Source organism: Burkholderia multivorans ATCC BAA-247, assembly GCF_000959525.1.
Classification (GTDB): Bacteria; Pseudomonadota; Gammaproteobacteria; order Burkholderiales; family Burkholderiaceae; genus Burkholderia; species Burkholderia multivorans.
Window position 1 is genome coordinate 966,948 of sequence record NZ_CP009831.1, and the last position, 14,057, is coordinate 981,004.

The window sequence follows — 14,057 nt, forward strand, 5'->3', positions numbered from 1 at the left end:
AGGCGTAGGAAGTCACGGGGAAAGGGACGATCAGGCGTTCAGGTCGCCGCGCCGCGCGAGCACCTTGCGCTCGAGCGCGCGGGCGAGCGCGTTCAGCGCCCATCCGGTCGCGCCGACGACGATGATGCCGAACAGCACGAGATCCATGCGGAACTGCTCGCTGCCGTCGATCAGCGTGTTGCCGATGCCGCTGCCCGCGACGAGCAGGTATTCGGCGCCGAGCGTCGCGAGCCACGAATAAATGAGGCCGAGGTAGAGCCCGGTGAAGATCGACGGCAGCGCGGCCGGCAGGATCACGTGCCGCACGAGCTGACGCCGCGAATAGCGCAGCGCACGCGCGACGTCGACATAGGCACGCGGTACCGCGTGAATGCCGTCGCAGGTATGCGCGGCGACCGGCAGCAGCGCGGCGAGCGACAGGAACACGACCTTCGCGACGTCGCCGAGGCCGAACCAGACGGAGATCAGCGGGATCCACGCGAACAGCGAGATCTGCTTGAAGGTGTCGAAACTCGGGCCGACGACGCGCGTCGCGACGCGTGACAAACCGAGCGCGGTGCCGAGCAGAAGCCCGCCCGTCGCGCCGATCGCGAAGCCGCATGCTTCGCGCGCAAGCGACGCCGACAGCGCGCGGAGCAGCGCGCCGCTCGCGATCTGCGTCCATGCGGTGTGCAGCACGTCGGCGGGGCTGACGAGCAGCCCGCTGTTGACCAGATGTGCGGATGCGATCGCCCACCAGATCGCGACCGCGGCGAGCGGCAGCACGAGGCCGCGCCAGTCGCGCGCTTGGCGGCGTCGCGTCAAGACGGTAGCGCGCGGTGCGTCGTGCGATATCGGCGTAGCAGAATGCGGCATGACAGGATTCCTCGGGAAGCGCGGCGCGCGGCGTCAGCCGCGAAACGCGGACGGCACGCCGCGCCGCAGGCGCGCTTCGAGCGCGTCGAGCAGCCGGTTGATCAGCAGGCCGACCGCGCCGACCACGACGACGGCGGCCATCACGAGATCGAGCTGGAACAGTTGCCGGCCGTACACGATCAGGTAGCCCAGTCCTTCCGACGACGCGACGAGTTCGACGACGACGAGCGCGAGCCACGACTTCGTGAACGCGAGCCGCACGCCGGTCGCGAGTGTCGGCACGGCGGCCGGCAGCACGACGTGAACGATGCGCTGGCGGCGCGTGTAGCCGAATCCGCGCGCGACCTCGTCGAGCGCGGCGGGCGTCTGACGAAAGCCTTGCAGCGTACTCAGCGTGACCGGCACCAATGCCGCATGCGCGATCAGCAGGTACTTGAGCGGCTCCCCGACGCCGACGAGCAGCAGCAGGAATGGCAGCCAGCCGAGCACCGGAATCTGCACCAGCGCATTGAAGCTCGGCAGCACGTATGCTTCGAACGTCCGCGACAGGCCGAGCGCCGCGCCGATCGCGAAGCCGAGCAGCGTGCCGGCCGCGAAACCGACCAGCACGCGCTGCAGGCTGATCAGCGTATGGCGCAGGAGATCGCCGCTCGCCGCGAGTTCGGCGAGCGCCTGATAGACCTGATCGGGCGGCGGCAGGATCTGCGGCGCGATCCAGCCGCGCGCGCTGCCGACGCTCCATAGCGCGAACAGCAGCGCGGGCAGTGCCCACGGCGCGAGCAGCCACGCCAGCCGCTTCACGGCCGCGCGACGGCGCGACGACGCGCCGAGCGCATGCAGGTCGGACGACGGGATCGGGATCGCGGTGTCGCTCATCGGTGGACTCCGGTTCAGGACAGCGGCTTGCCTGACGCGTCGTAGCGCGGCCAGTACTGTTCGAGCTTCTGCGCGCGCAGCGCGTTGTCGAGATACTTCGGCTCGAACCAGCCGTCGACGTCGATCGGCTGGCGGATCAGCTTCAGCCGCAGCGCATCCTGCGCGACGGCCTTGTAGCGCGCGACGAGGAACGGGTCGATCAGCGGCGACAGGCGATCCTTCAGGCGCTGGTTCGCATAGTCGGCCTGCCAGGACGACACCGGCACGCCGCTCTTCGCCCACAACTTGAACAGCGCATCGCGGTTCGCTTCGTCGGACGACCAGCGCGCGCCTTTCACGACCGCGTCGACCACGCGCTGCACGATGTCCGGATGCGCGCGCTCGAAATCGTCCAGCACGAGCAGGTGCGTCTGACGCGTGAACTGCGGGCCGTCGTTCTGCGATTCGTAGATGATTTTCGCGAGCCCCGCGTCGCGCAGCTTGTACAGCTGGTAGTCGTTCACCGACGCGTCGATGCCCTTCGACGCGAGCGCGGCCAGCGCGCTCGCGGTGTCGAGGTTGGTCACGCGCAGGTCGCGTTCGTCGAGCCCGTTCTTCGCGAGCGCGTTGTCGGCGACGAGCTGCAGGTTCGTGCCGCGGAAGATCGAGACGCGGCGGCCCTTCAGGTCCTTGATCGACTTGATGTCGGAATCGGGCGGCACCGCGATCTTGACGCCCGAGCGGACGCTGGTGGCAAGCAGCAGATGCGTCTTGAGCCCGTTGGCGCGCGCGAGCACGGCGGGCAGGTCGCCCTGGTACGCGAAGTCGAGCGCCTTGTTGGCGATCGCTTCGTTGACGGCCGGCCCGGCGCCCTTGAAGAACAGCCACTGCACCTTGATGCCGTCGGCCGCGAATTCCTTCTCGACGAGCTGCTGCAATTGCACGGTCGCGGCGGACGAGCCGCCGAAGGTCGGCGGATCGCCGGCACCTTGCTGCGCGACGCCGATGCGGATGACGGCGGGTTTGTCCGCGTGCGCGGCGGCGGCCGGCAGCGCGAAGATGGAGGCGATCAGCAGCGATCGCAGCAGACGCAGTGGAAGCATGGATCGATCGAAGTGGAAACGTCAGGGGAACGAAGCGGGCGCGAACCCGTCGAGTCATTCTCGATGACGCTCCCGGCACGGACAAACAACGATTTGAACTATGCTTATCGCGTTGATGCGGAGATCAAAGACGGTGGCGGGGAGGCGCGGTGCGTGCGGGCGCGATGCCGTCGTTGAACACGGAGCGGAGGCGGGCATGCAAGTCGAGAATCTGACGGGCGCGGCGCTGGATTACTGGGTGGCGATGGCGATAGATCGCGCTGCGCCGCGCGTCGATGCGTCGGGCTGCACGGTGGCTGGCGAGTCGGGCGGCGCGCCCGTGCCGTTCGCGCCGTCGTCGTCGTGGGCCGACGGCGGCCCGATCGTCGAGCGGCTGCCGTTCGCCGCGTTCGAGCGCGAAGGCGGGCGCGGCCCGTGGCGCGCCGTGCTGCATCGCGCGGTGCCGGCCGCGGGCGAGCGCTGCACGTTCAACCAGTCGGGGCCGACGCTGTTGGTCGCCGCGATGCGCACGCTGGTCGCCTCGACGTTCGGCGACGACGTGCCGGATCTCGACATGTCGAAACCGCGCTGAGGGCTGAGCGCTGTGCGCTACGTCGCGGAAACGTTCGGTATCGCGATCGACGCGACATCGACCCGTTTCGGCAGGATCGCATCGGCCGCCGCACGGTCCGCGACGCGTTGCAGCACGTCGATGTCGGCGCGCGACACGCTGCGCTGCGCGAGCGCCGCACGGCGCGCGATATCGGCGGCTGCATCGGGCGGCAGGCGCGTGAGCGTTGCATAGACGTTCGCGTAGTCGGCCGGATGCGACAGCGCCCATTGACCGGCGCGCGTGAGCCGTGCGAGCACGTCGGTGAGCGCCGCGCGTTTCGCGCGGTCGTTCAGCGTGTCGACCGGCGACGTGAGAAACGCGAGTCCCGAATTGATGCCGCTGCCGTCGCGCACCACGCGCGCACCGCGTCGCACCACATGTCCGTAGTACGGATCGAAGGTCGCCCAGATCGCGATCTGCTTCGCCTCGAACGCGGCGAACGCGTCGACGGGCAGCACGAACCGCACGTCGACGTCGGTCGGGGCGAGCCCGTGTTCGCGCAGCGCGCCGTACAGCTGATACTGCGAGATGCTGCCGCGCGCCGACGATACGACGACGGTGCGTCCTTTCAGGTCCGCGACCGTGCGCACCGGCGAGTCGGGCTGCACGACGATGCCGAGCGAGGTCGGCGAGCCGACGCGCGTCGCGACGATCCGCAGCGCCGGATCGCCGAGCGCGGCGGTCAGCACGGGCAGGTCGCCGGCCGGTGCGAGATCGATCGCGCCCGCGCGGTGCGCTTCGAACAGCGGCGCGGCGCCCTGAAAATTCGCCCAGCGGAACCGGTACGGCACGCCGTCGAGCACCCGCGCCGCTTCGGCGAGTGCACGCAGTCCGCCTGCCTGATCGCCGAGCACGAGCGTGACGCCCGACACGTCGGTGCCGGCCGCGCGCACGGATAGCGCAACGCCGCCGGTCAGCGGTGCGGCGGCGACGGCCGCGACGCGCAGCAGTGCGCGGCGTCGGCTGCGGGACGGAGACGAATGCATGGCGGTGGGTCCTCGGTCATCCGCGCGGGGTGCGCGGCTGACGGGCAGATTACGGATTCGGCCTCGCGCAGACAAACATCGAATCGCGAAATGCATATTCGTACGCCGTCGCCGCGGCGCTCGGCCGCCCGCACGCTGCATACAAGTTGCTTACACAACCGACTGCGACAGGCGAGGCGAGCCGTGCTCACCGGCGTCCGCATTGGACGCAGCCGCGCGGAACCATTAAGCTGGCGCGTTCCGGTTTCACGCAGCGTGTCCAAGATGTCATCGACGATCGAGATTCTGTTGCCCGTGTTCGGGCTGATCGCGGCAGGATTTCTGTGCCGCAAGCGTGGCGTGCTGGGTCCGGCGGCCGCGTCCGAACTGAACCGGTTCGTCGTCTGGCTCGCGCTGCCCGCGCTGCTGTTCCAGATCATGGCGCAGGCCTCGTGGCATCAGCTCTATCAGCCGGCCTTCGTCGCGACGTTCGCGCTGACCTGCGCGGCCGTGTTCGGCGGCGTGCTCATCTGGCGTGTGCTCGCCGGGCGGCCGCTCGCCGATGCCAGCATCGACGCGATCGCCGCGTCGTATCCGAACACCGGCTATCTCGGCTTTCCGCTGTGCCTGCTCGCCTTCGGCACCGACAGCCTGACGCCGACCACGATCGCGACGATTCTGGTCGCGTGCGTGCTGTTCGCCGGCGCGATCGTCGTCATCGAGATCGGGCTGCAGCGCGACCGTGCGCCGCTGAGACTCATGTGGAAGGTCGTCGGCGCGCTACTGCGCAATCCGCTGATCGTCGCGCCGCTCGCAGGCGTGTGCGTCGCGGCCGCACACGTGACGCTCGCCGCGCCCGCGCAGACATTCCTGAAGCTGCTCGGCGCGGCGGCCAGCCCGTGCGCGCTCGTGAGCCTCGGGCTGTTTCTCGCGGAGAAGCGCGAGGCATCCGGCGACACGCCGCGCGGCAGCATCGCGCTGACCGCGACGAAGCTCTTCGTCCAGCCCGCGCTCGCATGGTGGCTCGGCGTGCGCGTGTTCGCGCTGCCGCCGGTGCTCGCGCAGATCGCCGTCGTGCTCGCGGCGCTGCCGACCGGCACGGGGCCTTATATGCTCGCCGAATTCTATGGACGCGAAGCGCAGGTGACGTCGCGCACGATCCTGCTGTCGACGATCGGCTCGATCGTGTCGTTGTCGGTGCTGCTTGCGCTCGCGCGGCACGCATCGTAGCGGAGCGCAGCGGGGGCAACCGCACGCACGGCGCGACGGTCAGTGCGATTTCGACGCGATGCGCGCGTGACGTGCGCAGCGCGCGGTCCGAATCGGGCGCGACGAGCAGCGTGACGGACGGCGACCCGGACGTGTGCGCGCAGGTTCGGACGTCGCGGCGGTCGGTGCAGCCGCCGCCGCCGCGGGCAGTGCCGTCACCGCCGGCTGCGCAGCCTCGGCATCGAGCCAACTGCGTGTCGCTTCGGCAATCAGCTCGCGTAGCCAGCGCACGCCATCGACGCACGAACCCGCTTCGTTCCATGTGATGCGATAGCCGACCTCGGGCGGAGCGGCCGGCAACGCGACGACGCGCAGCGGCAGCAGTTTCGCGTAATGGCACGCAAGCCGGTACGTCGTGGTCAGGACGAGATCCGAGCGCACGAGCGCATGCGCGGCGAGCTCGAAGTGCGGCAGCGTGACGACGATGCGCCGCCTCAGTCCGACGCGCTCGAGTTGCCGGTCGATCGCGCCGGACGCTTCGAGCCACGACGGCGACGGGCACAGCTGCGGCGCATCGGCGAATTCGGCGGCCGTGATCGCGCCGCGCCGCGCGAGCGGGTGCGTCGCGCGCATCAGGCACACGATCCGGTCGTCGAACAGCCGTTCCTGCCGGAATTGCGCGCCGCGCGCGGGACGATTGTCGATTACGACATCGAGTTCGCCGTCGGCGAGCGCGCGTTCGTCGTCGAAGCCGTCGCCGAGCGGATGAAACACGAGCTGCGCCTGCGGCGCGCGTGTGCGGAACAGCGCGACGAGCTTCGGCACGAACAGCACGTTCAGATAGTCGGGGCAGCCGATCCGGTAGGTGCGTACCGACGTACGCGCGTCGAAGTGCGGCTGCTGGAGCCGGATCAAGTCGATCACGCGCAGCGCATTGCGCAGCGGCTCGATCAGCCGGCCGCCGAACTCGGTCGGCACCATCCCGTAGCGGCTGCGCACGAGCAGCGGATCGCCCAGCAGCGTACGCAGCCGTTTCAGTGCGGCGCTCGTCGCCGGCTGCGACATGTTGAGCCGCACAGCGGCGCGCGACACCGTGCGCTCGGTCAGCAGCACGAGCAGCATGCGCATGAGCCGCGCATCGAGCACGTCGAGCGCGTGTGCGGCGTCGGCGTCGCGCTCAGCGGCGCGCGGTGCTACGCGCTCACGCATGTCGAGGTCCGTCGCGGCGATGCGGCGCTGGCGCGACGAGCGCGAGCGCGCAGTCGCGGGCCCGGCTTAGGACCGCGCGCGCGGCCGTGCCGGTTCGATGCGACGCGTCGTCGGCGCCGCGCACGATGCCTGCGCGACAGGCAGTTTCCAGTAGCACGCCGGTGTCTCCTTCCGTATCGGCAATCCGGCCCCGCTCGCGGCTGCACGCAGCGTTGCGCACCGCATCGTGACCGTTATGGTCGGGATTCGCTCGCGAGTATGGTGGGCGCGTCCCGCCATGGGAAATTAAATATTCGGCTGGCCCTCATTTGAAAAACGAATGGTTACGCCGGTACGCGGATTGCTCGTGAACGGGTTCCCATCCACCGACATCAGCGGGAGGTGTCATGCAGCGATATTCATTTCGTCACGTATGCCGAGCCGTTTTCGCCGGCGTCCTGATCGCCGGCATGGCGGCAGGCGCAGGCTGCCAGAAGAAATCGGACAGCACGAGTTCCGACCAGACGTCGTCGGGCAGCATGTCGAACGCGCCGGCGACCGCGCCGTCGGGCACGCCGAGCAGCGGTGCGGCCGGCACCGGGGCCGATACCGGCGCGAGCATGCCGGGTGCGGCGTCGACGCCGAGCGGCGCGAGCGGCGGCTGACGAACGCGTCGCGGCGCGCGGTTCGCGCGCCGCTGCGACGGCCGGCCGGGGCGCGTCGACGCGTCGGGCCGCGCCGTGCCCGTCGCATGAAAGATTTGCAAGGACCGTGTAGCGATTCCCGGAGCGGCGTGCCGGCTCGGCGCCGGTGCGCGCAGCCCGGACAGGAGATGCGATGCAGAACGCCGAATCGAACCCTACCCCGAAACAGCAGCAGGAAACGATCGCGCAAAGCCCCGCGAAAACGCCGGCGGCCGGCCACGAAATGCCGAGCGCCGCCACCCAGGCGAAGGAGTTCGCGCAGCGGCCGCTATCGCCGGAGGCCGTCGCGGGCAAGGCGCCGACCGGCTTGCCGCCGATCGATCGAGATGCGCACGCGGTCGACAGCGGCGATCCCGTGCGCCGCGCAGGCGGCCGCATCGTCACGATCGACAACGCCAACATGGCGATGACGGACAACACGGTCGACGTCGACGGCAAGGGCCTCGAAGCCCGGACCGGCGCGTCGAAGTGGCACGACAACGTGATCTATTCGAACGCGTCGCTCGACGAAAGCGTCGACACGCCGGACGACGGGCTCGGCGGCATCGAGAGCCGCCCGGACGGCAACATGCCGCTGATCGCGACGCGCCCCGGCTGGCGCGTGCGTCACGTGGGCGATGTCGAAGTCCCGCACGGCGATTCGAGCCGCGCCGAGCACGTCATCTGTCTGGAACGGATCGAATAAGGAAGGAAGCAAGCCGCCCGCGCACCCTGCGATGCGCGGGCCGCGCTGCCGGCGGCAGCGCATCGCGGGCCGTGTTACTGCGGCCCGAGTTCCTGTGCGGACGTGTCGGCGTCGTTGCCTTGCGCAACGAGCACGTGAATGTCGTTCGGCGTGACGTCGCCGATGCCGCCCGACGGAATCGTCACGATCAGCCAGTCCGCGTTGTTGTTCAGCGTGACCGGCGCGGTCTTCAGAATCGGCGATTTGCTGCCCGCCGTCGTCACGATGATCTGATAGGTGCCGCCGTTCAGATAGACGGAGTCCTGACCGGAAGGCGGCGACGCGTTCTGGTACGCGGCGCCCGTCAGCGTCGGGGTTTGCGTCGTGATGTCGGTGTTCGGCGGCACGACGTAGACGTCGACGTTCTGCGCGTTCGGCGATGCGTTGAAGCTGCGTACGCGCGCCTTGTCGGACAGCAGGCCCTTTCCGTACGGATCGTCGACGACAGAAATCGCGGACGACGTGCTCGGCAGCGCGATCGTCGTGTAGTGGTGGCCGTTCGCCGCGTTGAACGACTGCGACGCGACCGTGGTGTTCGTTCCCGATACGTCGTAGCTCGCGGTCTGCCCGCCCGAATCGATGTCGTGATAACGCGTGACGCCCTTGTACGCGACGCCCGACGCGTCGACCTTCGCGTTCAGGTAGTAGTCGAGGTTCGGGCCGGCCGGCACCGCGTTGATGAAGCGCGCCTGCGGCTTCGAGATCCCCAGTTCGGTACCGAGGTCGTTGCCGTCGCCTCCCCCGCATGCGGCGAGTACGGAGATCACCGAGCACAGCGCCACCAAAGTTCGAATGGATTTCATGTCGTCCTCTCGTTCAGAAAACCTGCTTGCGATGCGCTCCTGCCGCGCGAACGGTTCGCGCGGGGCGCAACGCCGGGTTCAGGGAAGTAGTCGTCTGCCGGGTCGGCAGGCGCGACCAAGTCGCAAAGAGCGTGCCCGCTTGGCACGACGAACGAGTAAAACGGCGGCCGCACGACGATGCGGCGGCGCGATGGCGATCGTGCGATCGCGCGTGCGACCGGCGGCACGATGATGCGCGCGTGCGATCGTTCCGACGATTGTAAAAAGGTGGCGATGCAAAGCGGCATGCAGCATCGCGTACGTGGTCATGACGCGCGAAACCGTTTTAAACGGTCGTCCTTTCGATGCTGACCACGTCGGCGGTCGATGCGCACACAACGATACCGTGACGTTGCGCGCGCATGCGTTTTACCGGTTCACGAGCTTGGCCGGATACGCGAGCGCCAGCGCGCAGCCGATCAGCATGCAAGCGGCGAATGCGTAGAGGCCCGCGCTCTGCGAATGGAACGTGTCGCGCAGCCAGCCGATGAAGTAGGTGCTGCCGAACCCGCCGAGGTTCGCGATCGAGCAGGCGAACGCAATGCCGCCGGCGGCCGCCGATCCCTTGAGGAAGGTCGACGGCAGCGCCCATACGACCGGCATCGCGGCGGCCGCGCCCGCGTTGATCAGCGAGAACAGCACGACGGTGCCGACCGTGCCGTGCGACGACGTCGCCGCGATCGCCAGCGCGACCGCCGACACGACGAACGGCACGACGATATGCCAGCGCCGTTCGCGTGCACGGTCGGAGCTCGCGCCGCAATAGAGCGTCGCGAGGACGGCCGCCGCGTTCGGAATCACCATCAGCCAGCCGATGTGATAGGCGTCCTTCACGCCGGTGTCGCGCAGGATCGTCGGCAGCCAGAAGCTGACCGCGTACAGTCCGAGCAGCACGCACAGGTCGATCAGCCCGAGCGCCCATACCTTCGGATCGGAGAACGCACGCCCGAGCGCGTGGCTCTTGTTCCCCGACGGGTCGCGGTCGAGGTTCGCGCGCAGCACGCGCTTCTCGTCGTCGTTCAGCCATTGTGCGGACTCGATGCGGTTCGGCAGCCAGCGCAGCACCGCGAAGCCGAGCAGGACCGACGGCAGCGCTTCGAGCAGAAACAGCCACTGCCATCCGCCGAGCCCGTGCACGCCGTCGAACGCCCGCATGATCCAGCCGGAGATCGGGCTGCCGATCATGCTCGACAGCGGCAGGCCGACCATGAACAGCGCGACGATCCGCGCGCGGCGCGCGTCCGGATACCACTGCGTCAGATACAGCAGCACGCCCGGCAGAAATCCGGCTTCCGCGGCGCCGAGCAGGAAGCGCACGACATAGAACTGCATCGGCGTCTGCACGAACATCGTCGCGCCCGACAGCAGCCCCCACGTGATCATGATTCGCGCGATCCACAGCTTCGCGCCGACACGTTGCAGGATCAGATTGCTCGGCACCTCGAACAGGATGTAGCCGCCGAAGAACAGGCCGGCGCCGAGCCCGTACACGGCATCGCTGAACTTCAGCGCGTCCAGCATCTGCAGCTTCGCGAGCCCGATGTTGATGCGATCGAGATACGCGGCGAAATAGCACAGACAGAACAGCGTGATCAGGCGCAGCGTGACCTTGCGGTAGAGCGCGCCGTGCTGCGCGTCGTCGGCACCGACGGCGGCACTCGGGTGGGCGGTAGACATGGGATAACCCCTGTTCGTAAGTGACGGAGGAAATGGGTCGACGGTCGACGCGAGCGTGGTTCGGCGCGCGCTTGAGTCTGTATAGCACGCCAATTAATGAGCGTACACACTACAAAATAAGAAATCTCGGCGGGGGCTTGAAGCGCGGCTCTCGACAGGCGGAAAGGTATCGAAAACACTGGTCTAAACGTGATATTCGGCGGGATTTCGTTGCGAATCGACGGCACCGTTACGAGGCACGAAGCTTCGAGGAAAATTGTATGACTACGCTCGAAAATGGCGCGTGTACACCGGAGCGGGATGCGGCGAAGCGATGCATGCGATCCATGCACCGAACGCGGCGGACTCGCGCGGCGCCGTCCGTTGACGCACCGCCATGAGGCATCGCCATGCACCGCTTGTGCCGATTTGAGGGTGTACACTCCATGTCTTTCGGTTTTCATGCGGTGCGAGCCGCGACTTTCATGGCGTCTTCCAGGGATTCCTACGACTTTCACGACCAGATCGGGCACTTGCTGCGCCGCGCGTATCAACGGCACGTCGCGATCTTCCAGGAGGCAATTCCGGATTCGGATCTGACGGCCGCGCAGTTCGTCACGCTGTGCGCGGTGAAGGAGCGGCAGGCGAGTTCGCTGAACGACATCGTGAAGGCGACCGCGATCGATCAGGCGACGATACGCGGCGTCGTCGAGCGGTTGAAGACGCGCGCGCTGATCGAGGTGTTGCCCGATCCGAACGACGGCCGCAAGCTGCTCGTGCGAGCGACGGCCGCCGGCCTCGCGCTGATCGACCGCACGGTGCCGTTCGCGCGTCAGGTGACGGAACGCACGTATGGGACGCTGAATCCGGGCGAGCGCGTCGCGCTGCAGTTTCTGCTGCGCAAGATGATGGACGAAGAGGGCGCCGAGTGACGCGTGATCGCCGCGTTCGGTTCGCGGCGACCTCGATCGCGACGAACGGCGGCTAGGCGGTATCGGCCGCCGCGCGCGTGCCGGCCGCATCGCCCGCAAGCAAGCGGCCGGCGTCGCGCAGTCCGGCGCGAATCGTCTCCGGCGTAAAAGGCGGTGCGTAGAACCGCACGCCGGTCGCATCGAACAGCGCGTTCGCGACCGCGGCCGGCCCCGGCACCGACGCCGATTCGCCGGCACCGAGCGGCGGTTCGCCCTGTCGCGGCATCAGCACGACGTCGACGTCGGGCACCTCCGCGAACGTCAGGATCGGATAGCCCGCCCATTCGCGCGAGGCGACCTTGCCGTCCGCAAAGCGCACGCGCTCCTTCAGCGTGCGGCTCAGCACCTGGATCACGTTGCCGTGAATCTGATGGCGTACGCCGTCCGGATTGATCATCGTGCCGGTGTCCTGTCCGACCGTCACGCGCTCCACGCGGATTTCGCCGGTCACGCGATCGACGCTCAGATCCACGATCCACGCGGACCACGCCGCGCCGAAACCGGGAAAGCGGCTGTGCACGTAGCGCGCGTACGCGATGCCGCGCCCGCGTACGACGCGCGCCGGATCGGGATCGCGGCGCACGCGCGGCGTCCAGCCTGCGCGTTCGGCCACGGCATGCAGCAGCTCGATCGCGCGCGCGTCCTGCAGATGACGGATGCGAAACGCCAGCGGATCGACGCCCGTCAGCGCCGCGCACTCGTCGACAAACGTATCGTGCGCGAACGAGTTCGGCAACGCCGAGACGCCGCGCAGCCACGACGCGCGCACGAGCGGCGCGAGATCCTCGCAGACGAAGCGCCGGTGCGCGCAGACATACGGCGACACGGCCGTGCGGTCGCCCATCTCGAACACGCGCGGCTCGGGCGCGATCGTGCCGGTCAGCAGTGCGGCAAGCAGCGGCGCGTCGTTCGACGGGTAGCGCGTCGCGAAGTCGTAGCCGACGAGGCGGCCGTCGCGCGACACGGTGCCCGTCACGCGCATCTGCTGGCCCGCGCCTTTCGGTTCCCACAGATGCTCGTCCGCACGCATCAGCTGTACGCGCACCGGGCGCCCGACCGCGCGCGACAGCAGCAGCGCATCGCCGCAGACGTCGTCGGCGCCGTTGCGGCCGTAGCAGCCGGCGGCTTCCATCCGCACGATGTCGATGTCCGCTTCGTCGCGCGCGACGAGCGTCGCGAGGTCGTAGCGCAGCGACACCGGGTTCTGCGTGCCGGACCACACGGTGATGCGCCCGTCGCCGGGTGCGCGGTAGTCGGCGACCGCGCACGACGGTCCGATCGACGCATGCATCTGGAACGGCCACGTATAGGTGCGCGTCAGCGTGAGCGTGTCGGGCAACGTGCGGGCGGCTTCGACGTCGCCTTCGTCGAGCAGCAGGCGCGGCTGCGCGGGCGCGGCGGCGATCGCCGCCGCCGGATCGTCGAGCGGCGGCAGCGGCGGATGCGGGCGCCACACGACGCGCAGTTGCCGCGCGGCGCGGATCGCGTGCTCCTCGCGCTCGGCGACGACGCCGACGAAATCGCCGATCGTCACGACCGCGACGAGCCCCGGCACGTCGGCCACCGACGTGCGATCGACGTCCAGCAGCGACGCGCCGACGAATGGGCCGCTGTCGTGGCCTGCATACGGTGGCCGCACGACACGGCCGTGCAGCATGCCGGGCACGCGTACGTCGTGCACGAACGTGAGTTCGCCGGTCGCCTTTGCCGGCAGGTCGACACGCGGCGACGCGCGGCCGACGATGCGGTACTGCGCCGGATCCTTCGTGCGCGTGTGCGGGTCGAGCGTCAGCGCGATGCGGCGCTGCGCGACGAGTTCGGCGTAGCTTGCCTGGCGCTGCGCGCCGCTGTGGTCGACGGCCGAGATCGTGCCGTCGTCGACGCGCAGTTGCCCGGCATCGACGCCGAACTGCTCGGCGGCCAGCGCAAGCAGCGCATGTCGCGCCTGTGCGGCCGCGCAGCGCAACGGTGCGGCCGAAATCTGGATCGTCGCGCTCGCGATGGTCGGGCCCTGGTTCGGTGTCGCGGCCGTATCGCCGAGCACCATCGTCACGCGCGCGGCCGGCACGTCGAGTTCCTCGGCGACGATCTGCGCGAGCGAGGTGCGGATGCCGGTGCCGAGGTCGACGTGACCGTTGAAGGCGAGGATGCGGCCGTCGTCGACGATCGCGACGAATACTTCGGGCAGCGCCGGCACATACGACGACAGGCTGCCCGGCTGACCGGGCGCCGGCTTCACCGGCGGCGCGGGCGGCCGGATCACGGTCAGGCAGCCGGTGCGCGCGAGCAGTTCGGAGCGGTTCACGGAGCAGGTGTCCTGGGTGGCGGCGCGGCGGGTGCCGCGCGAAAAAGTCGTTCGGGACGGTTGGCGGCACGATCGCCGCGTCGTTTCC

Annotated in this window: 13 protein-coding genes; 4 read left to right on the forward strand and 9 right to left on the reverse strand. The window is 69.0% G+C overall.

Annotated features, from left to right (window positions below; translation table 11 throughout):
- Window positions 1–30: 30 nt before the first annotated feature.
- From NP80_RS06615 to NP80_RS06625, 3 genes are read right to left on the reverse strand one after another with little or no spacing between them, the layout of a single operon-like run.
- Window positions 31–855, reverse strand: coding sequence for an ABC transporter permease (locus tag NP80_RS06615; protein ID WP_035948092.1), 825 nt, complete (start codon window positions 853–855; stop codon window positions 31–33).
- Between the two features lie 33 nt (window positions 856–888).
- Window positions 889–1,731, reverse strand: a complete 843-nt coding sequence (locus NP80_RS06620; RefSeq protein ID WP_006403908.1) for an ABC transporter permease — start codon at window positions 1,729–1,731, stop codon at window positions 889–891.
- A gap of 14 nt (window positions 1,732–1,745) precedes the next feature.
- Window positions 1,746–2,813, reverse strand: a complete 1,068-nt coding sequence (locus NP80_RS06625) for an ABC transporter substrate-binding protein (RefSeq protein WP_006403907.1) — start codon at window positions 2,811–2,813, stop codon at window positions 1,746–1,748.
- 196 nt (window positions 2,814–3,009) lie between these two features.
- Between NP80_RS06625 and NP80_RS06630 the strand changes: the two genes are divergently transcribed.
- A complete protein-coding gene (locus NP80_RS06630; protein WP_006411672.1) occupies window positions 3,010–3,384 on the forward strand; it encodes a phage protein NinX family protein in 375 nt (124 codons plus the stop codon).
- A 17-nt stretch (window positions 3,385–3,401) separates the two neighbouring features.
- Here the strand turns inward: NP80_RS06630 and NP80_RS06635 are convergent, their stop codons facing one another.
- Window positions 3,402–4,391 carry an ABC transporter substrate-binding protein gene (locus NP80_RS06635; protein ID WP_006411669.1) on the reverse strand — a complete coding sequence of 330 codons (990 nt, stop codon included), beginning with the start codon at window positions 4,389–4,391 and terminating at the stop codon, window positions 3,402–3,404.
- 264 nt (window positions 4,392–4,655) lie between these two features.
- Between NP80_RS06635 and NP80_RS06640 the strand changes: the two genes are divergently transcribed.
- Window positions 4,656–5,600, forward strand: coding sequence for an AEC family transporter (locus NP80_RS06640; RefSeq protein ID WP_006403904.1), 945 nt, complete (start codon window positions 4,656–4,658; stop codon window positions 5,598–5,600).
- Between the two features lie 39 nt (window positions 5,601–5,639).
- Here NP80_RS06640 and NP80_RS06645 read toward each other — a convergent pair whose 3' ends face one another.
- Window positions 5,640–6,788: a LysR family transcriptional regulator gene (locus NP80_RS06645; protein WP_006411667.1), complete on the reverse strand. Its 1,149-nt coding sequence runs from the start codon at window positions 6,786–6,788 to the stop codon at window positions 5,640–5,642.
- Between the two features lie 406 nt (window positions 6,789–7,194).
- Window positions 7,195–7,533 carry a hypothetical protein gene (locus NP80_RS06650; protein WP_045593262.1) on the reverse strand — a complete coding sequence of 113 codons (339 nt, stop codon included), beginning with the start codon at window positions 7,531–7,533 and terminating at the stop codon, window positions 7,195–7,197.
- Window positions 7,534–7,604: 71 nt separating this feature from the next.
- Here NP80_RS06650 and NP80_RS06655 point away from each other — a divergent pair, with 71 nt between their 5' ends.
- The gene (locus tag NP80_RS06655; protein WP_006403900.1) at window positions 7,605–8,156 is read left to right on the forward strand and encodes a DUF3005 domain-containing protein; all 552 of its coding nucleotides are present in this window, start codon (window positions 7,605–7,607) and stop codon (window positions 8,154–8,156) included.
- Between the two features lie 74 nt (window positions 8,157–8,230).
- Here NP80_RS06655 and NP80_RS06660 read toward each other — a convergent pair whose 3' ends face one another.
- Window positions 8,231–8,998, reverse strand: coding sequence for a DUF4397 domain-containing protein (locus tag NP80_RS06660; protein WP_006410802.1), 768 nt, complete (start codon window positions 8,996–8,998; stop codon window positions 8,231–8,233).
- A 408-nt stretch (window positions 8,999–9,406) separates the two neighbouring features.
- On the reverse strand, window positions 9,407–10,714 hold the full coding sequence (locus NP80_RS06665; RefSeq protein ID WP_006403897.1) for an MFS transporter: 1,308 nt from the start codon (window positions 10,712–10,714) through the stop codon (window positions 9,407–9,409).
- Window positions 10,715–11,178: 464 nt separating this feature from the next.
- Between NP80_RS06665 and NP80_RS06670 the strand changes: the two genes are divergently transcribed.
- The gene (locus NP80_RS06670; RefSeq protein ID WP_006399733.1) at window positions 11,179–11,625 is read left to right on the forward strand and encodes a MarR family winged helix-turn-helix transcriptional regulator; all 447 of its coding nucleotides are present in this window, start codon (window positions 11,179–11,181) and stop codon (window positions 11,623–11,625) included.
- 52 nt (window positions 11,626–11,677) lie between these two features.
- On the opposite strand, the gene NP80_RS06675 is transcribed toward NP80_RS06670, so the two are convergent.
- Window positions 11,678–13,969 carry a xanthine dehydrogenase family protein molybdopterin-binding subunit gene (locus NP80_RS06675; protein ID WP_006403894.1) on the reverse strand — a complete coding sequence of 764 codons (2,292 nt, stop codon included), beginning with the start codon at window positions 13,967–13,969 and terminating at the stop codon, window positions 11,678–11,680.
- Window positions 13,970–14,057: the final 88 nt, after the last annotated feature.